A 22,537-nucleotide genomic window follows, 5' to 3' on the forward strand; every position below is an offset into this window, starting at 1 on the left:
TAGCAGTCATTATCATTCGTGATCTTCCTGTTTCTGCTTCTGTCCCGGAGATCACCGATGTCCATGCGCTCGATGCGTCCTTTCGCCCCCTTCCTGCTGTCCGGCTGCTGCCTGCTCAGCCAGGCCGTGCAGGCTGCCAATGAAGGCTCGACCCAGCCGGTCCTGGAGCTGGAACCCCAGAGCGTCATCGCCACCGCCAAGGAAGAAACCAAGCAGGCACCGGGGGTCTCGGTGATCACCGCCGAGGACATCCAGAAGCGCCCGCCGGCCAACGACCTGTCGCAGATCATCCGCACCATGCCCGGGGTCAACCTCACCGGTAACTCCACCAGCGGCCAGCGCGGCAACAACCGGCAGATCGACATCCGCGGCATGGGCCCGGAAAACACCCTGATCCTGGTGGACGGCAAGCCTGTGGGCAGCCGCAACTCGGTGCGCTACGGCTGGCGCGGCGAGCGTGACAGCCGCGGCGACACCAACTGGGTACCGGCCGACCAGGTCGAACGCATCGAAGTGATCCGCGGCCCGGCGGCGGCCCGCTACGGCAACGGCGCCGCTGGCGGGGTGATCAACATCATCACCAAGCAGGCCGGCATCCAGACCCACGGCAATGCGACGATCTACAGCTCGTTCCCGACCCACAAGGACGAAGGCGCCACCCAACGCATGAGCTTCGGCCTCAACGGCCCGCTGACCGACAGCTTGAGCTACCGGGTCTACGGCAACGTGGCCAAGACCGATTCCGACGACGCCGACATCAACGCCGGCCATGAATCCCTGCGCACCGGCAACCAGGTCGGCACCCTGCCCGCTGGCCGCGAAGGGGTACGCAACAAGGACCTCAACGGCCTCTTGAGCTGGCACCTGACCCCGGACCAGAGCCTGGACTTCGAAGCCGGCTTCAGCCGCCAGGGCAACATCTACACCGGCGATACCCAGAACACCAACAGCAACAGCACGGTGAAAAACCTGCTGGGCCACGAGACCAACCGCAGCTACCGCGAGACCTATTCGGTGACCCATCGTGGCGAATGGGACTTCGGCAGTTCCATGGCCTACCTGCAATACGAAAAGACCCGCAACACGCGGATCAACGAAGGCCTGGCTGGCGGCACCGAAGGCATCTTCAGCAACAGCGAGTTCTACACCGCGGTGCTGCGCGACCTGACCGCCCATGGCGAGGTCAACCTGCCCCTGCGCGCCGGCTTCGAGCAGACCCTGACCCTGGGCAGCGAATGGTCCCAGCAAAAGCTCGACGACCCCAGCGCCAACACCCAGAGCACCAGTGAAGGCGGCGCCGTGGGCGGCCTGAGCTCAAGCAACCGCAGCACCCAGTCCAGCGCGCAGATCTTCTCGCTGTTCGCCGAAGACAACATCGAACTGCAGCCGGGCACCATGCTCACCCCCGGCCTGCGTTTGGACCACCACAGCATCGTCGGCGACAACTGGAGCCCGTCTCTCAACCTGTCCCACGCCCTGAGCGACACCCTGACCCTCAAGGCCGGCATCGCCCGCGCCTACAAGGCGCCGAACCTGTACCAGCTCAACTCCGACTACCTGCTCTACAGCCGCGGCCAGGGCTGCTACGGCCAGAGCACCAGCTGCTACCTGCAGGGCAACGACAAGCTCAAGGCGGAAACCAGCGTCAACAAGGAACTGGGCCTGGAATACAAGGCCGACGGCTGGGTGGCCGGCCTGACCTACTTCCGCAACGACTACAAGAACAAGGTGGAATCCGGCCTGGCGCCGGTGAGCCGTGCCAGCGGCGGCAGCGGCGCTTATCGCAACTCGGCGATCTACCAGTGGGAAAACGTGCCCAAGGCCCTGGTGGAAGGCCTGGAAGGCACCCTGACCATTCCGTTGGCCAGCCAGCTGACCTGGAACAACAACTTCACCTACATGCTGCAATCGAAGAACAAGGAAACCGGCGACTACCTCTCGGTGACCCCGCGCTACACCCTCAACTCGATGCTCGACTGGCAGGCCACCCAGGACCTGTCGCTGCAGGCGACCGTGGCCTGGTACGGCCAGCAGACGCCGAAGAAGTACGACTACCACGGCGACCGCGTCACCGGCAGCGCCACCCAGCAACTGGCGCCGTACGCCATTGCCGGGGTCAGCGGTACCTACGCCCTGACCCGCAACCTGAGCCTGACCGCCGGGGTCGACAACCTGTTCGACAAACGCCTGTTCCGTGAAGGCAATGCCCAGGGCGTGAACAATATTGCCGGGGCCGGCGCCGCCACCTACAACGAACCCGGGCGCACCCTGTACACCAGCCTGACCGCTTCGTTCTGAGCCATTAGCAAGAGCCATCACCAAGAGCCTGCCGAGAACGCCTGATGAGAACTTTTTTCCTGCCCCTGGCCCTGGCCTGGGGCCTTGCGGGAGCGGCCCTGGCCGCCCCCGCCCCGGACCAGCCCATGGACCGCAGCCTGCTGCAACGCCAGGACCTGCCCTACCGCTTCACTAGCCTGCAACTGGATTCCGCCGACGGCCAGCGGCACTACCAACTGTGGATCGGCAAACCGTTGCAGGCGCCGCCGCCACAGGGCTACCCGGTGCTGTGGATGCTCGATGGCAACGCCGCCATCGGCGCCCTCGACCCCGAGCAGCTCAAGCGCCTGGACCAGGGCCAGGCGCCGCTGCTGGTGGCAGTGGGTTACCAGACCCCGCTGCGTATCGAGCGCAACGCCCGCACCTATGACTACACCCCGCAGCAACCGGGCCAGGCGCAGCAGCAAGACCCGCTGACCGGGCAACCCAGCGGCGGCGCGCAAGCCTTCCTGCAACTGCTGCGCGAACGCATGCGCCCGGCCGTGGCGGCCCAGGCACCGATAGATACCGCGCAACAGACCCTGTGGGGCCACTCCTATGGCGGCCTGCTGGTGCTGCAGGCGCTGTTCAGCCAGCCCCAGGCGTTTCGCCACTACGCTGCCGCGAGCCCTTCGCTGTGGTGGGGCGACGGCCTGATCCTGCCCCAGGCCCAGGGCCTGGCCGAGCGCCTGCAGGGCCATCATGCGCAATTGCTGCTGATGCGTGGCGGCGCCGAGCCGGGCAACCCGCGCCAGCCAGCAGGGCCCGAGGCCGACCAGCGCGCCCGACAGTTGCAGGCGCAGCTGGCCCAGGTGCCGGGGTTGGCCCTGGACTACCACAGTTTTGAAACACTCAGCCATGGCCAAACCCTGGCGGCCTCGTTGCACTACGTGCTGGAGCGGCTCTACCTATCGGCGGCCAAGGACTGAAAACCCTGCGCCCGGGTGCAAGGCCCGGGCCGCGAGTTCCAGCGCAAGAGACAGGGTGCAAGCCTTGGGGCGGCGGGCTAATCTGCCGCTCGCCCCGCCACTTGTTCCGGATCGCCAATGCCCACCTGCCCCGCCACTCGTTTTCTTGCCGCACTGGATGCCGACTGGGCCGCGCTGATCGCCGCCGTCGGCCCCTGCCTGCACCAGCCCCGCCCGGAGCGCGAGCCTTATCAGGCGCTGGTGCGCGCGGTGGCCTACCAGCAACTGCATGCCCGCGCGGGCGACGCGATACTCGGCCGCCTGCGCGCTTTGTTTCCCGGGCAGGACTTCCCCACGCCCGGGCAACTGGCCGCTGCCAGCCTGGAGAGCCTGCGCGGCTGCGGCTTTTCCGCGCGCAAGGTAGCGACCCTGCAGGGCATCGCCCAGGCCACCCTGGACGGCCGCGTCCCCGATGCCGCCAGCGCCCGTGGCCTGGATGACGAACAGTTGATAGAGCGCCTGATCCAGCTGCCCGGCATTGGCCGCTGGACCGTGGAGATGCTGCTGATCTACAGCCTTGAGCGCGAGGACATACTGCCCGTGGACGACTTTGGCGTACGCGAAGGTTATCGCCGCCTGAAAGACCTGGAGAAACAGCCCAGCCCCCGGCAGCTGCGCCAGATCGGCCAGGCCTGGAGCCCCTGGCGCACCACTGCTGCCTGGTACCTGTGGCGCGTGCCGACGGCCTGAACACCGCGCACTTGACCCGGTGCGGACTGGCCGCTGCGCGGTTCGCCGGCAAGCCGGCTCCTACGGGATTATGCGCGCCTGTAGGAGCTGGCTTGCCAGCGATAGGGGCGCTACATGCCCAGCCAGTTGGGCAAGGCCAGGGAGATCAGCGGCACGTAGGTCACCAGGATCAAGAACAGCAGCAGGATCATCAGCCACGGCATCGCCGCGCGGATGGTCTGGCCCAGGGTCAGGCCGGTCACCGCCGAGGTCACGAACAGGTTCAGGCCCACCGGCGGATGCACCAGGCCAATCTCCATGTTGACCACCATGACGATGCCCAGGTGAATCGGGTCGATCCCCAGCTTCATGGCAATCGGGAAGAAGATCGGCGCCAGGATCAGCACGATCGCCGAGGGCTCCATGAAGCTGCCCGCCACCAGCAGCACCACGTTGACCATCAGCAGGAAACCGATCGGCGTCAGGCCTTCGGAAATCACCCAGGCGGTGATTTCCTGGGGGATCTGTTCGGTGGTCAGCACATGGGCGAAGAGCATGGCGTTGGCGATGATGAACATCAGCATGATCGACAGCCGGCCCGACTCCAGCAGCACCTTGGGGCAGTCCCGCAGCTTCATGTCGCGGTACACGAACAGGGCGACGAAGGCCGAGTACACCGCCGCCACCGCCGCCGCCTCAGTGGGCGTGAACATGCCGCTGTAGATGCCGCCAAGGATGATCACCAGCAACAACAGGCCCCAGAACGCCCGGCGCGCAGCACTCAGCCACTGGCCAAAGGTGGCCCGTGGCTGGGCCGGCAGCTTTTTCACCCGGGCCACGATGTAGATCGCCACCATCAGCAGCAGGCCCAGCAGCAAGCCGGGCACCACGCCGGCCATGAACAGCTTGCCCACCGAAGTCTCGGTGGCCGCCGAGTACACCACCATGACGATCGACGGCGGAATCAGGATGCCCAGGGTCCCGGCGTTGCAGATGATCCCAGCGCCGAACTCCTTGGGATAGCCGGAGCGCACCATGCCCGCCACGGCAATCGAGCCTACCGCCGCCACGGTGGCCGGCGAGGAACCGGACAGCGCGGCGAACAGCATGCAGGCCAGCACCGCGGCAATTGCCAGGCCGCCACGGATGTGGCCGACGCAGGCGTTGGCGAAGTCGATCAGGCGCTGGGCCACTCCACCGGTGGTCATGAAGGCCCCGGACAAGAGGAAGAACGGAATCGCCAGGAAGGTGTAGGCGTCGGAGGTCTCGAACAGCTTGATCGCCAGGGAGCTCAGGGAGTCCTGGCTGAACATCAGGATCGACACCGCCCCCGACAGGCCCAGGGCAATGGCGATGGGCACGCCGAGGAACATGAACACGAACAGCAGCAGAAACAGACAGAGCACGGCCATCAGTGACGCTCCTCATGGCTGCCCGCCAGCTTGCTGGCCTCGCCCGCCTCGTCGGCCAGGCCCAGGCCGAACTGCCGTCGGGTGAAGATGCGGTAGAAGATTTCCAGGTAGCGGATCAGCACCAGGGCGAAGCCGATGGGCACGATCACCACGATATGGCTGACCTGGATGCCGAAGCGGTCCAGGTCTTCGGCGCCGATATGGGCGGCCATGATCGCGCTCAGCCACTTGAAGCTGGCGACCATGAACAGCCCGGCGTACACCAGGCAGCACAGGCAGGCGAGCAGCGCCAGGTAGCGCTGCACCGGGCGCGGGGTCAGGCGCACCAGGGCGTCCACCCCCAGGTGCCCGGCGGTGCGCACGCCATAGGAGATGCCGAAGAAGATCAGCCAGCCGAACATCGCCTTGGTCAGGGCCACGCTCCAGGTCATGTCCTGGGCCAGGCCCATGGTGGCGTCGCCCAGAGCGTTGAAGAAGGCGCTGCTGGCGGCCCATTTGTCGGCCAGGGCGAAGAACAGGGTGTAGATGTTGTTGAGCATCACGTAGACGAAGGTCACCAGGGTCATGGTCGCCAGCAGCAGGGCAATCAGGCCCTCCTCCAGGTGCTCCCAGATACGTCTCAGGGACTGCATAGAGATACCTCGCGAAACGGGCAGTGGCCGTCCGCCGCGGACGGCCGGGAGGGCGTATCAGTGGCGCTGGTTGGCGGCGTCGGCGGCCTTGATCAGGTCGGCGCCGATCTCGTCCTCGAACTTGCTCCACACCGGGCGCATGGTGTCGCGCCAGGCCTGGCGCTGCTCGGGGGTCAGTTCGATGATTTCGCTGGTCCTGGCCTCGACGATCTTCTGCCGGGCGCTCTGGTTCAGGGCCTCGGCCTGTTTGTTCACCTCCAGCGAGACCTCGGCCATGATGGCTTCCAGCTCGCCGCGCACGTCCGCCGGCAGGCCGTTCCAGAAGCTCGCGTTGGTGATCACCATGTAGTCGATCAGGCCGTGGTTGGACTCGGTGAAGTACTTCTGCACCTCATTGACCTTCTGGCTTTCATAGTTCGACCAGGTGTTCTCGGTGCCGTTGACGGTGCCGGTCTGCAGGCCCTGGTAGACCTCGGCGAAACTCATCTTGCGCGGGTTGGCGCGCATCGCCTTGAACTGCTCTTCGAGCACGCTGGAGGCCTGCACGCGAAACTTCAGGCCACGGGCGTCCTTGGGTTCGTGCAGGGGCTTGTTGGCCGACAACTGCTTCAGGCCGTTGTGCCAGTAGGCCAGGCCGAGAATGCCCTTGCCCTGCATCGAGGTCAGCAACTGCTTGCCCTCGGCGGCCTGGAAGCGGTCCACCGCCGCCAGGTCGTCGAACAGGAACGGCAGGTCGTAGATCTGGATCTTTTTCGTGTACTGCTCGAATTTGGCCAGGGACGGCGCCAGCATCTGCACATCCCCCAGCAGCAGCGCCTCCATTTCCTTGCCATCGCCGAACAGCGACGAGTTGGGGTAGACCTCGACCTTGACCCGCCCCGGCAGGCGCTCCTCGGCGAGCTTCTTGAACAGCAGCGCGCCCTGGCCCTTGGGGGTGTTCTCGGCCACCACGTGGGCGAACTTGATGATGATCGGGTTGCCGGTGGATTCGGCGGCCTGGGCCACCCCGGCAGCGAGCAATGCGGCGGCACAGAACAGCGCTCTTGAGAGCTTGAACATGGACTTCACCTTTTTATTGTTGTGATTGAGGGAAGAGTGCCTAAGGCATGGCGTATAGAGAATTTCGAATTTTTGATACCCGCGTTCACCCCCGCCGAACGCTCCGCCCCATGTAGGAACCGGCTTGCCGGCGAAACGGCCCCCGAGCCCTGCGCCATCCCCGCCAGCGCCTGCAAGGGGCAATTGAACCGCGGGCGCGTAACCCCTAAAGTCACGCCTCCCGATATCACTCTGAGATCGTCGATGACCGCCCTTCGCTTGACCACCCTGCATACCACCCAGGCGGTGCTGGACGCCTTCCGTGACAGCGACGTACCCGCCCAGGTGCTGCTGGAGGGCAGCGGCATCCAGCTGGCGGACCTGGAGCTGCCCAACAGCCTGATCAATATCAGCCAGGAAATGCGCGTGTTCAGCAACGCCGTGCAGTTTCGCCAGGACCTGGGGCTGGTGCTGGGGCGCAACCTGCACATTTCCGCCTACGGCATGTTCGGCCTGACCCTGCTGACCAGCGCCACCTTGCGCGAAGGCTGGTCCCTGGCGCTGCGCTACCCCTTGCTGCTGGGCACCTTCTTCCGCCTCGACCTTGAGGTCCGCGACGGCCTGGCCTGGCTCACCGCCGACCAGTACAGCGAAAGCGAACTTGAGGTGTTCAACACCGATTTCTGCATGTCGTCCTACCGGGTCACCTGCCAGGACCTGCTGGGTTGCTCCCTGCCCCTGCGCCAGGTGCAACTGATGCATGGCCCCCAGCCCTATATGGACAGCTACGAGCAGGCCTTCAATTGCCCGGTGCAGTTCAATGCCGGGCGCAATGCCATCGGCTTCGACCTGGAATGGCTGGACCGGCGCCTGCCCCTGGCGGACCTGGTGACCCAGAACGACATGCTGCAACGCTGCATCCGCCTCAACGAGGAGCTCAGCGCGCGGCCGACCTGGATCGACCAGGTGCGGCGCATCCTCAATGAACAGCTGCACGCGGTGCCGGATTTCGACAGCCTGGCGCGCCAGGTGCACTGCTCCCCCAGCACCCTGCGCCGGCGCCTGCGAGCCCAGGACACCAGCTATCAGCAGTTGCTGGACGAGTTGCGCTACGCCCGCGCCCAGCAGTTGCTGGGCCAGCACAGCCTGCCCATCTACCGCATCGCCGAAGCCCTGGGCTTCAAGGAAACCGCAAGTTTCCGCCACGCTTTCCAACGCTGGAGCGGCGTCGCTCCCGGGCGCTTCCGCCAGCTGGCCGGCCAGCTCGGGCCGCTCTCGGACTGCGCCGAAGATTGACGCTAAATATCCCCTATTGACCGTTGCAAGCATTCTCTCTGCGACCTATCCGACGAAAAATGTCCGCCTCGGATGGTTCCGCTCATTTCGGACATGGAGTTGTCATATGAAATCGTTGCACACCGCCCTCTCCCGCCTCGCCACGGCTTGCACCCTCGGTGCCCTGGCCCTGGCCGCCTCTGTCACCGCCCAGGCCGCCCCCGAGCGCACGGTGAACATCTTCAACTGGTCGGAGTACATCGCTCCCAACACCATCAAGGATTTCCAGGCCCAGAGCGGGATCAAGGTCAAGTACGACATCTTCGAAAGCAACGAAGTGCTCGAAGCCAAGCTGCTGACCGGCAACAGCGGCTATGACGTGGTGGTGCCCTCCAGCGGTTTCGTCAGCAAGCAGATCAGCGCCGGCGCCTTCCAGCCCCTGGACCGCGGGCAGTTGCCGAACTGGAAGAACCTCGACCCGGCCGTGATGAAGCTGCTGGAGCAGAGCGACCCGGGCAACCGCTACGTGATCCCCTACATGTGGGGCACCAACCTGATCGGCTACAACCGCGACAAGGTCCAGGAGCTGCTGGGCAGCGACGCGCCGGTCAACAGCTGGGACCTGGTGTTCAAGGAAGAGAACCTGAAGAAGCTCAGCCAGTGCGGCGTGACCTTCCTCGACTCGCCCACCGAAATGCTGCCCCTGGCCCTGCACTACCTGGGCCTGGACCCTAACAGCCAGAACCCCGAGGACTACCGCAAGGCCGAGGCCATGCTGCTCAAGCTGCGTCCCTACGTGCGCTACTTCCATAGCGCCAAGTGGATGGGCGATATCGCCAACGGCAACATCTGCGTGGCCGTGGGCTACTCCGGCGGCTTCCTGCAGGCGGCCAACCGCGCCAACGAAGCCAAGAACGGCGTGCACATCGAAATGCGCATTCCCAAGGAAGGCACCCTGGTGTGGATCGACACCGTGGCCATTCCCGCCGGCGCCAAGCACGTGGACACCGCCCACGCCTTCCTCAATTACCTGATGGAACCCAAGGTCATTGCCTCCATCAGCAACTACGTCGGCTACCCCAACGGCGTGACCGATTCCAAGCCGTTCATCCAGCAGTCGCTGCTGGACAACCCGGACCTGTTCCCCAGCGCCGAGACCATGACCCGCCTCTACCCCCTGGCCCCGCTGCCGGCCAAGGCCGAGCGCACCCGGACCCGGACCTGGGTCAAGGTCACCAGTGGCCGCTGAGTCATTCACTGCGAAGGCCCGCCAGGACGCCGCCAACGGCGTCCATGCCGCCTTTCCACGCCGTGGCGCAGCCCGCGCCCGGCGTGCTTGAACGAAGAGCCGAATATGTCGTTGCCCACTTCCAGCCAAGCGGCCCTGCCGCACCTGTCGATCGAGGCGCTGCTGCAGGGTTTCGCCACCTTGCAGTTCACCCCGGTGGACGTGCTGCAGGCCGTGCTGGCGCAGATCGAGCGCCACGAGCCACAGCTCAACGCCCTCTGCGAACGCCAGGACCCGGCTGCGCTGCGCGCTGCCCAGGCGTCCACCGCGCGCTGGGCCGCCGGGCAACCCATGGGCCGGCTGGATGGCATTCCGATCCTGGTCAAGGACAACAACGACGTACAGGGCTGGCAGACCCGCAGTGGTTCCCGGGCCCTGGCCAACCGCCCGGCCATGACCCGGGACTCCAGCCTGGTGGCACGCCTGCGTGAAGCCGGGGCGATCTTCATCGCCAAGACCACCCTGCCGGAACTGGGCAGCACGCCCCTGACCGACAGCCCGTTGACCGGCATCACCCGCAACCCGTGGAACCTGGCCCTGCATGCCGGTGGCAGCAGTGGCGGCAGTACTGCGGGGGTCGCAGCCGGTTATGCCCCGGCCGCGACAGGCAACGATGCCGCCGGTTCGATCCGTACCCCGTCGAGCTTTTGCGGCGTGGTCGGGTTCAAGCCCAGCCATGGCCTGGTGTCCGCCTGCCCGAGCATCGACCCGGGCGGCATGGCCGCCGAAGGGCCGATTGCCCGCCACGTGCGCGACATTGCCCTGTTGATGGAGCTCATGGCCGTGCACGAGCCCGGCGAGCCCTTTGCCTGGCCCCATGGGCCCAGGGATTTCCTCAGTACCATCGAGGACGGCGTCGCCGGCCTGCGCATCGCCTTCAGCGCCGACCTGGGCTACGCCGCCCATGTCGACCCGCAGATCGCCGCAGCCTGCCTGAACGCTGCCAGGCTGTTGCAGGAAGCCGGCGCCACCCTGGTCCTGGCCTCGCCGGACATCGGCAACCCGGCGCCGAACTACCTGCGGGCCTGGCCGGTGGAAGTGGCCTGCGCCGTGGCCCAGGAAATACCCGCCGAGGACCGCCATCTGGTGGGGGACTTTCTCCAGCAGGCCCAGGTCCGCGCGCGCCAGCTCAATGCCCTGGACTACGCCTGTGCGGTGGAGGAGCGCCATCAGGTGGCGCACAAGCTTCACGCTTTCCTGGGTGAGTACGACCTGCTGCTGACCCCTGCCGCGGTGGTCGAACCCTTCGCCGTGGAACGCCTGCTGCCGCCGGACTGGCCGGAACAGATCAGCGCCATGTGGCAGCCCACCACCTTCCCGTTCAATTTCAGCCGCCAGCCAGCGTTGAGCCTGCCTTGCGCCCTGAGCGAGGCGGGCCTGCCCATCGGCCTGCAGATCGTCGCCCGCTTCGGCCGCGACGCCCTGGTACTGAGGGCCGCACGGGCCCTGGAAAAACGGCTGCCCGAGGGGGTGTTCCGCCACCCCGCCGGGCTGCGCGACGCCCCCCAGGCGTCACCCGCAAACCGCTAGACCCGCACAGAACACAATGCCGACGCCGGCCACGGCGAAGGCTCACGGACAAGGAGGTGGACCATGGATTCTTCAAGCAGTTGGTATCAAGACACCCAATTCGACCACGACATCTACGTGATGATCATTCGTGAACCGAGCTCTCCCAGCCTTGATCCCCATCAGTCCGGTTCCAGCTACAGCTACGTCGGCCGCCTCACCGGCCACGGCCAGCACCCGTGCTTTTCCGTGCACTTCGCCTGCCCGCCCTACGGCAACGACTACGCCAGCACTGAAGCCGCGCTGCAGGCCGGCCTGGCCCATGGCCGGGCGCTGATCGAGCACTGGCGCACCCGTGGGCGCAAGCCACCGGCACGCACCGCCGAAGTGGCGCTGTCCAGCTACAGCAACTGACGCACCAAGGCCCCTGGCTGGCAGGAAGGCAGCGGCTGTCGTAGGCTGCCCTGCCGCCCGTCCATGCGCCATCACTTGGAGTGTCGATCCATGCCCTATATCAACCTGCAGATCACCAAGGGCGCCACGCGCCAGCAGAAGGCCCAACTGGTCAAGGAATTCACCGAATCCCTGGTGCGGGTACTGGGCAAGAAGCCCGAGCATACCCACATCGTGATCCAGGAAATCGACGGCAGCGATTGGGGGTTTGCCGGCGAGCTCAGCGACGACGACCAAGCCTGAGCCGCTGCTGGGCGCAGGTATCACGAACTCAGTCGCGCGCCAGTGAGTTCAGGTAGTCCGTGGCCTGGCGGTACTTCTCCAGGCGCCGCAGGTCTTCGGCACCCGGTTCGGGGATGCGCGACAGGTCGCTGTTTTCCGCCAGATCCGCCAGCTTCACTTGCCGCGCCAGGGGGTTCGCGCCTGCGCGGCGAATGAACGCCGGGTAGTCCTCGCCTGCAACCTTGGTCAGCGCCAGCAGCGCCGCCAGCACCTCTTCGCTGAAGCCCTCGCCCCGCAACTGCTCCGGGGTGATGGGGCAGTCTTCCAGGACATCGTGCAGCACCGCGACAATCCGCGCCTCGGGGTGTGTCAGGCGCAGCATCACGCGCAAGGGATGCAGGATGTAGGGCGCGCCGCCCTTGTCGACTTGCCCGGCATGGGCCTGGGCGGCCAGCGCGATGGCCCGCTCCAGGCTGCTCATCGGACGCCACCGCAGGTGTATGGGGCTGAGCCGTGCATGGTGCCACCTCGATAAAAAGACCGCGCCATTCTACCTGCGCCGCGGCCCGGGCGCAGGCTCAGGCCATCGCCAGCAAGCGCTGGGCCCGCAGCAGCACCGGGGCATCGACCATCTGCCCATCCACCTGGTAGGCCCCGGCACCCTCGCGCCCGCCTTCCACCACCCGTTGGGCCCAGGCCAATTCCTCGGCGCTGGGCGCCAGGGCCTGGTGGATCACCGGCACCTGGGCCGGGTGGATGCACAGCGCACCGGCAAAGCCCATGGCGTAGGCGTGGCGGACCGAGGCGGCCAGGCCCTGGCTGTCGGCAATGCCGGGAAACACCCCGTCCAGCGGCGCCTGCAGCCCCGCCGCCCGGGAGTGCAGGATCAGCGCCAGCCGCGCCTGGTCCAGGGCGAACTGGGCCGCCGCCGAGCCGCTGCTGAGGTTGAGGTCCAGGGCCAGGTCCAGGCCGCCGAACGACAGGCGCTGGACCCCGGGGGCGCTGGCGATCTCGCCCAGGGCCAGCAAGCCCCGGGCACTTTCGATGATCGGCCAGACCAGGCGGCCGCTGGCGGCCACCCGCGCCACTTGGGCTGCGCTCTCGACTTTCGGCAGGAGAATGCCCACCACACCGGCATGGGCCTGGCAGAACGCCAGGTCGGCCAGGTGCTGGGGGTGCTCGGGTGCGTTGATTCGTACCCAGGCCCGGACCTGGGGCTGCGCCAGCAGGAAGCGCCCCAGGTGCTCTCGCGCCTGCACCTTGAGGGGTTCCTCGACGGCGTCCTCGAAATCGACGATCACCGCATCGGCGCCACAGGCCAGGGCCTTGGCGAAACGCTCGGGGCGGCTGCCGGGGACGAACAGCGCGGAGCGGACAATGGGGTTGGACATGTTCGGATCCTTGTTATTGGAAGACCAATGGCGGCCGGGCTTGCTGCCCGGCCCCTACGGCAAGAGCCTGGTGTTGCCCTGCCCTCCGTAGGAGCCGGCTTGCCGGCGAAGGCAATCTCAGGGGCCCCTTCGCTGGCAAGCCGGCTCCTACGGGGAGGTTGGGGTTCAGATGACTCCACGGGCCTGCAGTTGCTCGATGCCTTGCGGGCTCAGGCCCAGCTCGGCGAGTATCGCTGCGCTGTGCTGGCCCAGCGCCGGGACTGCGTCCATGCGCGGCGCATAGGCGCTGTTACGCGCCGGTGGCAACAGCGCCGGCAGGCAGCCCGCCGGGCTGTCCACCTGGCGCCAGGCATCCCGGGCCGCCAGTTGCGGGTGCTGCCACACGCCCTGCATGTCGTTGACCCGGGCGTTGGCGATCTGCGCCTGCTCCAGCCGTTCGATCACCTGGGCGACGCTGAGCCGGGCAAAGCGCTCGACGATGATCTGGCGCAGCGCCTCGCGGTTGGCCGAACGCTTGAAGTTGGCGCCAAAGCGCTCGTCCGTGGCCAGTTCGGGCAGCTCCAGCACCTTGTCGCAGAAGGCCGCCCATTCCCGTTCGTTCTGCAGGCCGAGCATCACCGTGCCGCCGTCACCCGCGGGAAACGGCCCGTAGGGGTAGATGGTGGAATGGGCCGCGCCGGCCCGGGGTGGCGGTTCGGCGCCTTCGAAGGCGTAGTACAGGGGGTAGCCCATCCACTCCACCAGGCTTTCCAGCATGCTGATGTCGATGCGGCTGCCCAGGCCGGTGCGCCCACGCAGCAGCAGGGCCGAAAGAATGCCGCTGTAGGCGTACATGCCGGCGGCAATGTCGGCGATCGAGCAACCGGCCTTGGCCATCTGCTCCGGCTCGGGGCCGCCGGTCACCGATACAAAGCCGCCTTCGCTCTGGATCAGCAGGTCGTAGGCCTTTTTCCGCTCATAGGGGCCGCCTTCGCCGTAGCCGGAAATATCGCAGACGATCAGCCGTGGAAAGCGCTCATGCAGCGCCTCGAACGACAGCCCCATGCGCGCCGCCGCCCCCGGTGCCAGGTTCTGCACCAGCACGTCGGCCCCGGCCAGCAGGCTGTCCAGCAGGCCATCGGCTTCGGGCTGCTTGAGGTCCAGGCTCAGGCTTTCCTTGGAGCGGTTGGTCCACACGAAGTGCGAGGCCAGGCCCTTGACCCGCTGGTCGTAGCCTCGGGCGAAATCGCCGCTGCCGGGGCGCTCGACCTTGATCACCCGGGCGCCCAGGTCCGCCAGCTGGCGGGTGCAGAACGGCGCGGCAATGGCGTGCTCCAGGCTGACCACGGTGATGCCGTCCAGGGGCCGTGGCTGTGCTGTGTTGTCAATCATGTTCGGTCCTCGCCCTGTTCGATGTCGGGCATTCAGAGCAGTGAGTTGAGGTCGGCAGCGTCCCGCAGGGCCCAGACCCGGCGGATCAAGGCATTGCCCTGCTCCGGGGTGCGGGCGCCGGAGAACTGCAGCAGGCGCTGGAACTTGTCTTCCAGCTCGGCCCGGGACAGGCCATTGCCCGGGTCACCCTTGGGCTCATCGATGGCGCCGTGCAGGGTGCGGCCGTCCACGCACTGCACCTCGACCCGGCCCAGCCAGCGCGCTGGATAGGCCGCATCGACTTCAGGGTCCAGCTGCATGCCGACCTTGTCGCGAAACGCCGCGACCCGGGGGTCGTTCAGCCCATGGCGCTGGAACTCCGGCAACCCGGCCTTGCCGTGCACGGCGATCAGGCCGAGCACGGTGCCCATGGAGAACTTGGCCTGGTGCACGGTCTGCGGCACCTGGACCCGGCCCAGCACATCGATGGCGCCCTGGTGCACCCGGGTCAGCACCCGGGCAATCTGCCCGTGTTCCAGGCCTTCGCGCTGCATCACCTCAAGCAAGGCATCGGCGGCGGGATGGGTGTGGCGGCACGAGGCGTGGAACTTGAACGAGGTTTCCAGCAGCGCCCAGCGGCTGCCCAGGCGGGCACTGAGCAGTGCCGGTTCGGCATCCCGGGACATGCCGGCGGCCATGCCCTGCTCGCCTTCGAGGATATTGCGCGCGCCGCTCAGGCCGTCCCGGGTCAGGTAGGCAGCCAAAAGGCCATCGGCGGCGGCCTTGGCGGTGTGCAGTTGCTTGGAGTCGGCGGCGTCGCGCAAGAACTCCCAGAGCCCGGCGGCCTGGGTCCCGGCGCTGCCCAGCAGGTTGATGAACTGCTCGCTGTCGAATTCCATCAGCTTGCCCACCGCCACCGCAGCGGCCAGGGTGCCGACGGTGGCCGTGGTGTGGAAGATCCGGTAGTGGGAACGGCCCATGAATTCGCCGATGCGGATCCCCGTCTCATAACCGGCCACCGCCGCCAGCAGCAGCTCGCGGCCGGACTTGCCCAGGTCCTGGGCCGCCGCCAGCGCCGCCGGAAACACCACGGTGGCCGGGTGCAGCACGGAGCTGTTGTGCAGGTCGTCCTGCTCCACCAGGTGCGACGAGGCAGCGTTGACCAGGGCGGCGAAATACGCCGAGCTGCCGGCCCCATTGACCAGGATGCGCGCCGGGCCACTGGCCGGGCCCATGTGCCGGGCATAGGCCTCGAACAAGGGGATCGGGTGCGCGCCCTGGGCCGCCAGGGCCGAGCCCAGCCAGTCGAGGAACAGCTCTTGGGTGCGCAGCAGGACGCTTTCCGGCAGGTCGGCGTAGCGCAGGCCGGCGAGGAACCCGGCCAGATCGTGGGTATGGCTCATGGGGGCTCCTTAGAAGCTGCGGGGCAGCTCCAGCAAATGCTCGGCGACGTAGGACAGGATCAGGTTGGTGGAGATCGGCGCCACCTGGTACAGCCGGGTCTCGCGGAATTTGCGCTCGACGTCGTACTCGCAGGCAAAGCCGAAGCCGCCGTGGGTCTGCAGGCAGGCGTTGGCCGCCTCCCAGGAAGCCTTGGCCGCCAGGTACTTGGCCATGTTGGCGCTGGCCCCGGCGTTGTGCCCGCTGTCGTATTCCTCGCAGGCGCGCCAGCGCATCAGGTCGGCGGCCTCGATCTCGATATGGGCCTCGGCAATCGGGAACTGCACGCCCTGGTTCTGGCCGATGGGCCGGCCGAACACCACCCGGTCGCGGGCATAGGCGCTGGCCTTGTCGATGAACCAGCGGCCATCGCCGATGCATTCGGCGGCGATCAGCGTGCGTTCGGCGTTGAGGCCGTCGAGGATGTACTTGAAGCCCTTGCCCTCCTCGCCAATCAGGCTGTCGGCGGGCAGCTCCAGGTTGTCGAAGAACAGCTCGTTGGTCTCGTGGTTGACCATGTTGGCAATGGGCTGCACGGTCAGGCCGTTGCCGATGGCCTGGCGCAGGTCCACCAGGAAGATCGACATGCCTTCGGACTTCTTGCGCACCTCGGCCAGTGGCGTGGTGCGGGCCAGCAGGATCATCAGGTCGGAATGCTGAATGCGCGAGATCCACACCTTCTGCCCGTTGATCACGTACTTGTCGCCGCGGCGGATGGCAGTGGTCTTGATCTTGGTGGTGTCGGTGCCGGTGGTGGGCTCGGTGACGCCCATCGATTGCAGGCGCAGTTCGCCGCTGGCGAGCTTGGGCAGGTAGTAGCGCTTCTGCGCCTGGCTGCCGTGGCGCAACAGGGTGAACATGTTGTACATCTGCCCGTGCACGGTGCCGGAGTTGCCGCCGCAGCGGTTCACCTCTTCGAGGATCACCGAGGCTTCGGCCAGCCCCAGGCCGGAGCCGCCGTACTCGGCAGGGATCATCGCCGCCAGCCAGCCGGCCTCGGTCAGGGCCTTGACGAAGGCTTCCGGGAAGCCCTTGCGCTCATCGATGCCGCGCCAGTAGGCGGCGTCGAATTCGGCGCACAGGGCACGCACGCCTTCACGGATGGCATTGAGTTCTTCAGTGTCATGGGGGGTCATCAATCGGCACTCCGCCTTTGCTTATTGTTGGAATTCAGTCGAACTGCACTTCGCCGCGCTGGGCCAGCCCGGAGCCGTCGCCGGCCCACAGTTCGGCGTGGCCAGGGGCGCTGATGCGCCCGCCGACCTCGAAAGGCTGCGGGGCAATCAAGGGCCGCAGGCCGCGGTAGGCGAAATGGCGCAGGCGCGCCTCGGGGTGGGCCCGGCAGAAGGCCCCCAGGCTCAGGGTGGCGATCAGCGGGCCGTGCACCACCAGCCCCGGGTAGCCCTCGGTGGCGGTGACGTAGGGATAGTCGTAGTGGATGCGATGGCCGTTGAAGGTCACCGCGCTGTAGCGAAACAGCAGGGTCGGCGTGGGCTCCACCGGCTCGCGCCAGTCGCCTTCGGGCAGCAGCTCGCCACTGCTCATTTTCGGCGGGGACGCTTCGCGGTAGACGATGTCCTGTTCTTCGCGCAGCGCCAGATGGCCGTCCTGAAAATATTCGTGGCACAGGGTGACGAACAGCAGCTTGCCGGTGCGCCCGGCCTTTTCCTCGACCTGGAGGATGGTACTGGTGCAACTGGCCTCGGCGCCGGCCCGCAGCGGCCGGTGAAACGCCAGGCGGCCACCGGCCCACATGCGGTTGCGGTTGGCCGCCGGCGGCAGGAAACCGCCCCGCGCCGGATGCCCGTCGCCGCCCAGGGCCGAGGCCGGCTGTGGCTGCTGGAAGAAACACCAGTGCCACAACGGCGGCAGGGCCTCGCCCGGGGCCGGGGCGGGCTGGCCGAACGTGGCGGCGATGCGGGCCAGCAGGTTATGGCTGAGGTGGTCGTCGATCCGCTGGCTGCGGCCGATCCAGGCGCTGGGGTCGGTGGCACTCATGGTGGCAGGGTCCTGTGGCACGAAGGTGATGGCGGCCATCATGCAAGGGGCTGGCGCGTATGGAGAATTTGCATTTCTATAAACCGGCGTTCGTTTATGCTGAACGCCATTCGCCCCTACCCCTGCCTTCAGGAGCCCGGACATGCATTTCGATCTGGCGGACCTGCGCCTGTTTATCCATATTGCCGAATCCCCCAGCCTGACCCAGGGCGCGCGCCGCGCCTTCCTCTCGCCAGCGGCCGCCAGCGCGCGGATCAAGGCCCTGGAAGGCCAGCTCGAAACCCGCCTGCTGTACCGCGACAGCCGTGGCGTGGAAGTCACCCCCGCCGGCGAACGGCTGCTGCAGCACGCGCGGCTGATCATGCGCCAGGTGGATTACCTGAAAAGCGAATTCACCCAGTACGGCGGCGATTCTTCCGGGCACATCCGCATCTTCGCCAACACCACGGCGGTCACCGAATTCTTGCCGGAAGTGCTGGCGAAATTTCTCTCGGTACGCCCGGGAGTCACGGTGGACCTGCAGGAGCGCCTGTCCCGGGACATCGTTCGCGGTGTGCTGGACGGCACCAGCGACATGGGCATCATCGCCGGCCCGGTGGAAGCCAGCGGCCTGCAGGTGCTGCACTTCAGCACCGACCACCTGGTGCTGATGGTGCCCGTGGGCCACCCGCTGTCGGGGCAGGCTTCGGTGACCCTGGAACAGACCCTGGCCTACCAGCACATCGGCCTGCATGAAGGCAGCACCCTCTTGACCTTCCTGCGCGAGCATGTGGAGCGCCTGGGCAAGCAACTCTCGCTGCGCATCCAGGTGTCGAGCTTCGAAGCGATCTGCCGCATGGTGGAAGCCGGGGTCGGCATCGGCATCATTCCCGAGTCCGCGGCCTTGCGGCACAGCCGCACCATGCAGCTGGTGACGGTGAAGCTGGATGAAAGCTGGGCCGTGCGCGAACGCAGCATCATCGTCCGCGAACTGGAGGCCCTGCCCGGCAGCGTGCGGGCGCTGATCGCGACGCTGATGCCGGCCAGCCAGGAACCTTCTATTGCGGGCAACCCTGGCTGATCCAGGCACTCAGTTCGTCGATCTGGGCCTGAGGCAGAAAGGGGCCGCCGGGGGGCATCTGGCCAAAATCCCCATCCGGCCCCCAGGGGGTGCCCGGGGTTCCGCTCAGGGCATAAATCAGGTTGGAATGCGCGCCATCGCCTTTGACCAGGATAGGTACCGCCTGCCCTGTTTCAGGGTTTTGGATACCCGGCACATTACCGGTCACGAACGACTGGTAGGAGGTCTGCCAGAAGGCCCCGTGAGGCGCTCCGGAGATCGGCAGGTTGTTCTGCGCAACGAAGGCATCGAGCAGGTTCTGTACATCCTTGAAGGTGTTGAGTGCCATGACTATTTCCCTGTGGTAGATGGGGTGAACAATTGCAGATAACGCTGGCTGGCCGCTGCCGCCGACTCAGCCCCTGCCGTCTCGGGAGCCCGAACGTTGCCGCCTTTGAGGATGAAACTGAAATCGAAGCCGGCCACCTGGGCATTGCCATGGCAACCCATGCAGCCTCCCATGTTCACCCCATGCACAGCGGCGGAACCGGCGGATTGGGCAAACACGTTCGGAGGGGGTGGCGCACCTGCGGCCTGGAAGGAAGTCGGAGCACCGTTAGCAGCAATCCGGCCCCTGAATTGCTGCAGGGTATAGTCCGTTTCAACCATGATATTGGCCTGGTAGTACACCGCGGCAGAGTGGCTGGGATCGGTTTTCGATAGCTGCGTGGTGTCGAACGGCTGGGCCTGGACCGAGACCAGCTTGTAGTACTGCCAGGGCGAATTCTTGACATTCTTGGCCTGGCTATAGCTCTGGATAGCCTGATGCGCCGCCTGATTGACCTGAATCACGTCAGCCGCAATCGGCTCATAGCGCTGGTTGATGCAGATCGGGCCGCCCGCCGGAGTACCGCCTTTGGCAATCTCGCGCAGATACAGTTGCTTGCCGGGCTTGCAGAAGGCCCCCAGGGCCTTGACTTGAGGGTTGTTGGGGTCGTCCTGGTAACTCAGCCCGGGATTGGTGGGCATAGGGCCCGGCGCTGGATTGATGATGCGGCCGTTCTCATCCTCAAGCGGCTTGCCACTGGGCAGCAGGATGTTGTCGGCCTGTTCGAAGGTCGCGTAGATAAAACTCGGGGCCGTGGGGGTCTTCTGGATGATGTGCAACGCCACCATCGCCCATTGCGCCTCGAAATAGCAGGTGCCCTTGCCCGGTGGTTGCTCATAGAAGCGCACCGTCTGCCTGTGGAATCGCGAGGGGTCCTCGCCGGGACCCAGCTGGCGCCAGGCGGACTTGACCTCAATGGTGCCGTTGGGAAAGTTGACCCGCGGCGCGCTGGGGAAAGTCGGAGGTGTCTGCTTGACCGCGTTGAAGAAGTTCCGCGCGGCTTGTGCCAGCGCGGGGTTGGCGTACCAGAACTGGTTGGCGGCGACGTAGGTGTATTGCACCTGATTGGCCTTGGCCAGGAAGCGCACCAGCTGGGGGTTGGAATTGCCTCCGGTGGGAGTCGCCGGAACAACACCGGCATACATCTGGTCGAGGCCGATCTGGGTGCTTTCGTCGAGGTTGATCCAGGCCGGCAGTTTGGGTGCGATCTGGCCAGAGCAGGCAGGCACGGTAAAACTGTAGTCATAGGTTGGCGCAGTGCCATAACCATAACTGGGAGCGCCATCAGGCTTGTAGCCCGGGGGGCCGACGTTGGCACTGCCCTTGCCCGGAAAGATCTCAACCTTGCTTCGGTACGTATGCCACACCAGAGGCACGCCCTGGCTGCCGAAAGGCTGGCGGATATCGGGCACATCGCGCTGCCCGCCCAGGGCCGGCCAATTGAGAGCGATGAACTCCTGCCAGGCGAAGGCCGCAGCCTGTGCCAACGTTGCCTGGGATGCCCCCCCGGGTATATCGGCGGGTACCTCGGGCGATACGGTTATCGACACCGGGGCGGCGTTCGAAACGCCGCCCAGAAGCGCCAGACCAACACTGATAGCAATGTAGGAAACCTGCCGCTGCAAACGATTCTTGTCTTGTTGATGCTCCATATCCTGACTCCTCCCTTGGCTGTTCGAGAGCGTAGATCAGCGCTCTCACGGCAACGCGCCAGGAAAAAGAACATTAGGCGCTAGCATTAATAGCCAAATGCCTGTACGCCAGCAGCGGTGGCGGCTTGAACGGGTCGTGACCGGTGATCGCCCTGGCCGGCAGCGCAAGCAGAGACATTGATGCCGATCAAGTGCCCGCCTCGCCAGCGGAGTAAACCTGAAGCCAATCAGGGCTGTGTGCGCAGCCCGCCCTTTGGCTCCGCGGAGACTTGACCATGCCCAGCACCGCTCTCGATACCCTCGCCCACCCGCCGTTCCCGGCGCAGCAAGGCCAATACTGGATCGACGCCCTGAACGATGGCAGCCATGTGCTGATCCGCCCGCTGCGGCCCCAGGACCGAGAGCGGGAAAAGGCCTTTATCGAAAACCTCTCCCCGGCCACGCGGCACCAGCGCTTTCTCGGTGAGATCAAGGAAGTGGGCGAGCAACTGCTCAATCAACTGATGGATGTCGGCACGCCGCAGCGGGTGGCTTATGTGGCCCTGGTCCACGACAACGGCGAACTGCGGGAAGTGGGGATCAGCCGCTACGCCCAGGTCGACGAGCAGCCCTCGCATTGCGAGTTCGCCGTGACCATCGCCGATGAGTGGCAAGGCAAGGGCCTCGGCGCGCTATTGATGCAGCACCTGATCGACGAAGCCCGCAACAACGGTTTCCAGCAGATGTACTCGGTGGATTCCGCCGCCAACTACAGCATGCGCCGCCTGGCAAAACAGCTGGGCATGCGCAGCGCCATCGACCCCGATGACGCCACCCAGGTGATCCACAGCCTGGCGCTGTAACGCCAGAGCGCTCCGCGCCTCGGCCCGAGGCGCGGCCGCATTGCCCGCAGAACCGCCCCGCCGCCGATACTGAAGTCAAGCCACAGCCGACAGGTGCTCGTAGAGAATTCCCGAGCCGACGATGATCAGCACCACCCCGCCCAGCACTTCGGCGCGCTGGCCCATCACCGTGCCAATGGCGCGGCCCAGCATCACTCCCAGGGTGACCATGGTCATGGTGGCCAGGCCGATGGCGCTGGCCGCGACCCAGATGTTGACGTTGACGAACGCTAGCCCCACCCCCACCGCCAGGGCATCGATGCTGGTGGCCAGGCCGGTCACCGCCAGCAGCCAGAAGCCGTGCTGGCGCGGTTTTTCCTCCTCGGCCTCGGCCTGCTGGCGGGTGCCGTTGTAGATCATGTGCAGGCCCAGCAACAGCAGCAGGCTGAAGGCGATCCAGTGGTCCCAGTTGGCCACCCATTGAGTCGCGGCCTGGCCGATGAACCAGCCCACCACCGGGGTGATGGCTTCAATGACGCCGAAGATCAGGCCGATGCGCAAAGCTTCCAGCAGGCGCGGCTTGAGCATGGCCGAACCCTTGCCCACCGCGGCGGCGAAGGCATCGGTGGACATGGCGAAGGCGAGAAAGATGATCGAGGCTGGGTTCACGTTGAGT

Annotated in this window: 22 protein-coding genes; 10 read left to right on the forward strand and 12 right to left on the reverse strand. The window is 66.2% G+C overall.

Annotated features, from left to right (window positions below; all coding sequences use genetic code 11):
* The first annotated feature begins 63 nt into the window (after nucleotides 1-63).
* The 3 genes from AC1RL5_RS14005 (at nucleotide 64) to AC1RL5_RS14015 (ending at nucleotide 3,974) form a co-directional block, all read left to right on the forward strand.
* Entirely contained in the window at nucleotides 64-2,298 is a 2,235-nt protein-coding gene (locus tag AC1RL5_RS14005) for a TonB-dependent siderophore receptor (protein ID WP_370505846.1), read from the forward strand.
* A gap of 44 nt (nucleotides 2,299-2,342) precedes the next feature.
* Nucleotides 2,343-3,245: an alpha/beta hydrolase gene (locus tag AC1RL5_RS14010; RefSeq protein ID WP_072452243.1), complete on the forward strand. Its 903-nt coding sequence runs from the start codon at nucleotides 2,343-2,345 to the stop codon at nucleotides 3,243-3,245.
* A gap of 117 nt (nucleotides 3,246-3,362) precedes the next feature.
* A complete protein-coding gene (locus tag AC1RL5_RS14015; RefSeq protein ID WP_011060957.1) occupies nucleotides 3,363-3,974 on the forward strand; it encodes a DNA-3-methyladenine glycosylase family protein in 612 nt (203 codons plus the stop codon).
* Between the two features lie 110 nt (nucleotides 3,975-4,084).
* Here the strand turns inward: AC1RL5_RS14015 and dctM are convergent, their stop codons facing one another.
* From dctM to AC1RL5_RS14030, 3 genes are read right to left on the reverse strand one after another with little or no spacing between them, the layout of a single operon-like run.
* On the reverse strand, nucleotides 4,085-5,365 hold the full coding sequence (dctM, locus tag AC1RL5_RS14020) for a C4-dicarboxylate TRAP transporter large permease protein DctM (RefSeq protein ID WP_011060956.1): 1,281 nt from the start codon (nucleotides 5,363-5,365) through the stop codon (nucleotides 4,085-4,087).
* Nucleotides 5,365-5,997, reverse strand: a complete 633-nt coding sequence (locus tag AC1RL5_RS14025) for a TRAP transporter small permease (RefSeq protein WP_011060955.1) — start codon at nucleotides 5,995-5,997, stop codon at nucleotides 5,365-5,367. Before AC1RL5_RS14025 ends, dctM begins: the two co-directional genes overlap by 1 nt.
* Before the next feature lie 57 nt (nucleotides 5,998-6,054).
* On the reverse strand, nucleotides 6,055-7,056 hold the full coding sequence (locus tag AC1RL5_RS14030; RefSeq protein ID WP_019093787.1) for a TRAP transporter substrate-binding protein: 1,002 nt from the start codon (nucleotides 7,054-7,056) through the stop codon (nucleotides 6,055-6,057).
* Between the two features lie 243 nt (nucleotides 7,057-7,299).
* On the opposite strand from AC1RL5_RS14030, the gene AC1RL5_RS14035 reads away from it, so the two are divergent.
* The 5 genes from AC1RL5_RS14035 (at nucleotide 7,300) to AC1RL5_RS14055 (ending at nucleotide 11,803) form a co-directional block, all read left to right on the forward strand.
* Nucleotides 7,300-8,331, forward strand: coding sequence for an AraC family transcriptional regulator (locus AC1RL5_RS14035; RefSeq protein WP_036996300.1), 1,032 nt, complete (start codon nucleotides 7,300-7,302; stop codon nucleotides 8,329-8,331).
* Between the two features lie 106 nt (nucleotides 8,332-8,437).
* On the forward strand, nucleotides 8,438-9,559 hold the full coding sequence (locus AC1RL5_RS14040) for a polyamine ABC transporter substrate-binding protein (RefSeq protein WP_011060952.1): 1,122 nt from the start codon (nucleotides 8,438-8,440) through the stop codon (nucleotides 9,557-9,559).
* A 105-nt stretch (nucleotides 9,560-9,664) separates the two neighbouring features.
* Complete coding sequence (locus AC1RL5_RS14045) at nucleotides 9,665-11,128, forward strand: amidase (protein WP_072442168.1); 1,464 nt, start codon at nucleotides 9,665-9,667, stop codon at nucleotides 11,126-11,128.
* A 63-nt stretch (nucleotides 11,129-11,191) separates the two neighbouring features.
* Nucleotides 11,192-11,521, forward strand: a complete 330-nt coding sequence (locus tag AC1RL5_RS14050; protein WP_011060950.1) for a hypothetical protein — start codon at nucleotides 11,192-11,194, stop codon at nucleotides 11,519-11,521.
* A gap of 90 nt (nucleotides 11,522-11,611) precedes the next feature.
* Nucleotides 11,612-11,803: a tautomerase family protein gene (locus AC1RL5_RS14055; protein ID WP_011060949.1), complete on the forward strand. Its 192-nt coding sequence runs from the start codon at nucleotides 11,612-11,614 to the stop codon at nucleotides 11,801-11,803.
* A gap of 28 nt (nucleotides 11,804-11,831) precedes the next feature.
* Here AC1RL5_RS14055 and AC1RL5_RS14060 read toward each other — a convergent pair whose 3' ends face one another.
* The 6 genes from AC1RL5_RS14060 to AC1RL5_RS14085 form a co-directional block, all read right to left on the reverse strand.
* Complete coding sequence (locus AC1RL5_RS14060; RefSeq protein WP_047336567.1) at nucleotides 11,832-12,263, reverse strand: HD domain-containing protein; 432 nt, start codon at nucleotides 12,261-12,263, stop codon at nucleotides 11,832-11,834.
* A gap of 97 nt (nucleotides 12,264-12,360) precedes the next feature.
* A complete protein-coding gene (locus AC1RL5_RS14065; RefSeq protein ID WP_011060947.1) occupies nucleotides 12,361-13,173 on the reverse strand; it encodes an HpcH/HpaI aldolase/citrate lyase family protein in 813 nt (270 codons plus the stop codon).
* Between the two features lie 165 nt (nucleotides 13,174-13,338).
* Entirely contained in the window at nucleotides 13,339-14,544 is a 1,206-nt protein-coding gene (locus AC1RL5_RS14070; RefSeq protein WP_492589575.1) for a CaiB/BaiF CoA transferase family protein, read from the reverse strand.
* A 32-nt stretch (nucleotides 14,545-14,576) separates the two neighbouring features.
* The gene (locus tag AC1RL5_RS14075) at nucleotides 14,577-15,926 is read right to left on the reverse strand and encodes an MmgE/PrpD family protein (RefSeq protein ID WP_492589576.1); all 1,350 of its coding nucleotides are present in this window, start codon (nucleotides 15,924-15,926) and stop codon (nucleotides 14,577-14,579) included.
* Between the two features lie 9 nt (nucleotides 15,927-15,935).
* Nucleotides 15,936-17,099 (reverse strand): acyl-CoA dehydrogenase family protein, encoded by a 1,164-nt coding sequence (locus AC1RL5_RS14080; RefSeq protein WP_072442177.1) that lies wholly within the window; start codon nucleotides 17,097-17,099, stop codon nucleotides 15,936-15,938.
* A 34-nt stretch (nucleotides 17,100-17,133) separates the two neighbouring features.
* Nucleotides 17,134-17,961: an HTD2 family dehydratase gene (locus AC1RL5_RS14085; RefSeq protein WP_011060943.1), complete on the reverse strand. Its 828-nt coding sequence runs from the start codon at nucleotides 17,959-17,961 to the stop codon at nucleotides 17,134-17,136.
* A gap of 142 nt (nucleotides 17,962-18,103) precedes the next feature.
* Here AC1RL5_RS14085 and AC1RL5_RS14090 point away from each other — a divergent pair, with 142 nt between their 5' ends.
* Nucleotides 18,104-19,021: a LysR family transcriptional regulator gene (locus AC1RL5_RS14090; protein ID WP_011060942.1), complete on the forward strand. Its 918-nt coding sequence runs from the start codon at nucleotides 18,104-18,106 to the stop codon at nucleotides 19,019-19,021.
* On the opposite strand, the gene AC1RL5_RS14095 is transcribed toward AC1RL5_RS14090, so the two are convergent.
* Both AC1RL5_RS14095 and AC1RL5_RS14100 read right to left on the reverse strand, forming a co-directional pair.
* Nucleotides 18,999-19,349, reverse strand: coding sequence for a hypothetical protein (locus AC1RL5_RS14095; RefSeq protein ID WP_011060941.1), 351 nt, complete (start codon nucleotides 19,347-19,349; stop codon nucleotides 18,999-19,001). The two genes, AC1RL5_RS14090 and AC1RL5_RS14095, sit on opposite strands and share 23 nt — an antisense overlap.
* Before the next feature lie 2 nt (nucleotides 19,350-19,351).
* On the reverse strand, nucleotides 19,352-21,040 hold the full coding sequence (locus AC1RL5_RS14100) for a hypothetical protein (RefSeq protein ID WP_444434726.1): 1,689 nt from the start codon (nucleotides 21,038-21,040) through the stop codon (nucleotides 19,352-19,354).
* A gap of 275 nt (nucleotides 21,041-21,315) precedes the next feature.
* Between AC1RL5_RS14100 and AC1RL5_RS14105 the strand changes: the two genes are divergently transcribed.
* On the forward strand, nucleotides 21,316-21,882 hold the full coding sequence (locus AC1RL5_RS14105) for a GNAT family N-acetyltransferase (protein ID WP_011060939.1): 567 nt from the start codon (nucleotides 21,316-21,318) through the stop codon (nucleotides 21,880-21,882).
* Between the two features lie 75 nt (nucleotides 21,883-21,957).
* On the opposite strand, the gene mntP is transcribed toward AC1RL5_RS14105, so the two are convergent.
* On the reverse strand, nucleotides 21,958-22,530 hold the full coding sequence (mntP, locus tag AC1RL5_RS14110) for a manganese efflux pump MntP (RefSeq protein ID WP_019093782.1): 573 nt from the start codon (nucleotides 22,528-22,530) through the stop codon (nucleotides 21,958-21,960).
* Nucleotides 22,531-22,537: the final 7 nt, after the last annotated feature.

Source organism: Pseudomonas sp. GW822-FHT06D10 (genome assembly GCF_058799535.1).

What these genes read in the sequence shown, in the direction of transcription:
- AC1RL5_RS14005 (WP_370505846.1), top strand. Translation starts at nt 64, where the DNA reads ATGCGCTCGATGCGTCCTTTCGCCCCCTTCCTGCTGTCCGGCTGCTGC.
- AC1RL5_RS14010 (WP_072452243.1), top strand. Translation starts at nt 2,343, where the DNA reads ATGAGAACTTTTTTCCTGCCCCTGGCCCTGGCCTGGGGCCTTGCGGGA.
- AC1RL5_RS14015 (WP_011060957.1), top strand. Translation starts at nt 3,363, where the DNA reads ATGCCCACCTGCCCCGCCACTCGTTTTCTTGCCGCACTGGATGCCGAC.
- dctM (WP_011060956.1), bottom strand. Translation starts at nt 5,365, where the DNA reads ATGGCCGTGCTCTGTCTGTTTCTGCTGCTGTTCGTGTTCATGTTCCTC.
- AC1RL5_RS14025 (WP_011060955.1), bottom strand. Translation starts at nt 5,997, where the DNA reads ATGCAGTCCCTGAGACGTATCTGGGAGCACCTGGAGGAGGGCCTGATT.
- AC1RL5_RS14030 (WP_019093787.1), bottom strand. Translation starts at nt 7,056, where the DNA reads ATGTTCAAGCTCTCAAGAGCGCTGTTCTGTGCCGCCGCATTGCTCGCT.
- AC1RL5_RS14035 (WP_036996300.1), top strand. Translation starts at nt 7,300, where the DNA reads ATGACCGCCCTTCGCTTGACCACCCTGCATACCACCCAGGCGGTGCTG.
- AC1RL5_RS14040 (WP_011060952.1), top strand. Translation starts at nt 8,438, where the DNA reads ATGAAATCGTTGCACACCGCCCTCTCCCGCCTCGCCACGGCTTGCACC.
- AC1RL5_RS14045 (WP_072442168.1), top strand. Translation starts at nt 9,665, where the DNA reads ATGTCGTTGCCCACTTCCAGCCAAGCGGCCCTGCCGCACCTGTCGATC.
- AC1RL5_RS14050 (WP_011060950.1), top strand. Translation starts at nt 11,192, where the DNA reads ATGGATTCTTCAAGCAGTTGGTATCAAGACACCCAATTCGACCACGAC.
- AC1RL5_RS14055 (WP_011060949.1), top strand. Translation starts at nt 11,612, where the DNA reads ATGCCCTATATCAACCTGCAGATCACCAAGGGCGCCACGCGCCAGCAG.
- AC1RL5_RS14060 (WP_047336567.1), bottom strand. Translation starts at nt 12,263, where the DNA reads ATGAGCAGCCTGGAGCGGGCCATCGCGCTGGCCGCCCAGGCCCATGCC.
- AC1RL5_RS14065 (WP_011060947.1), bottom strand. Translation starts at nt 13,173, where the DNA reads ATGTCCAACCCCATTGTCCGCTCCGCGCTGTTCGTCCCCGGCAGCCGC.
- AC1RL5_RS14070 (WP_492589575.1), bottom strand. Translation starts at nt 14,544, where the DNA reads ATGATTGACAACACAGCACAGCCACGGCCCCTGGACGGCATCACCGTG.
- AC1RL5_RS14075 (WP_492589576.1), bottom strand. Translation starts at nt 15,926, where the DNA reads ATGAGCCATACCCACGATCTGGCCGGGTTCCTCGCCGGCCTGCGCTAC.
- AC1RL5_RS14080 (WP_072442177.1), bottom strand. Translation starts at nt 17,099, where the DNA reads ATGACCCCCCATGACACTGAAGAACTCAATGCCATCCGTGAAGGCGTG.
- AC1RL5_RS14085 (WP_011060943.1), bottom strand. Translation starts at nt 17,961, where the DNA reads ATGAGTGCCACCGACCCCAGCGCCTGGATCGGCCGCAGCCAGCGGATC.
- AC1RL5_RS14090 (WP_011060942.1), top strand. Translation starts at nt 18,104, where the DNA reads ATGCATTTCGATCTGGCGGACCTGCGCCTGTTTATCCATATTGCCGAA.
- AC1RL5_RS14095 (WP_011060941.1), bottom strand. Translation starts at nt 19,349, where the DNA reads ATGGCACTCAACACCTTCAAGGATGTACAGAACCTGCTCGATGCCTTC.
- AC1RL5_RS14100 (WP_444434726.1), bottom strand. Translation starts at nt 21,040, where the DNA reads ATGGAGCATCAACAAGACAAGAATCGTTTGCAGCGGCAGGTTTCCTAC.
- AC1RL5_RS14105 (WP_011060939.1), top strand. Translation starts at nt 21,316, where the DNA reads ATGCCCAGCACCGCTCTCGATACCCTCGCCCACCCGCCGTTCCCGGCG.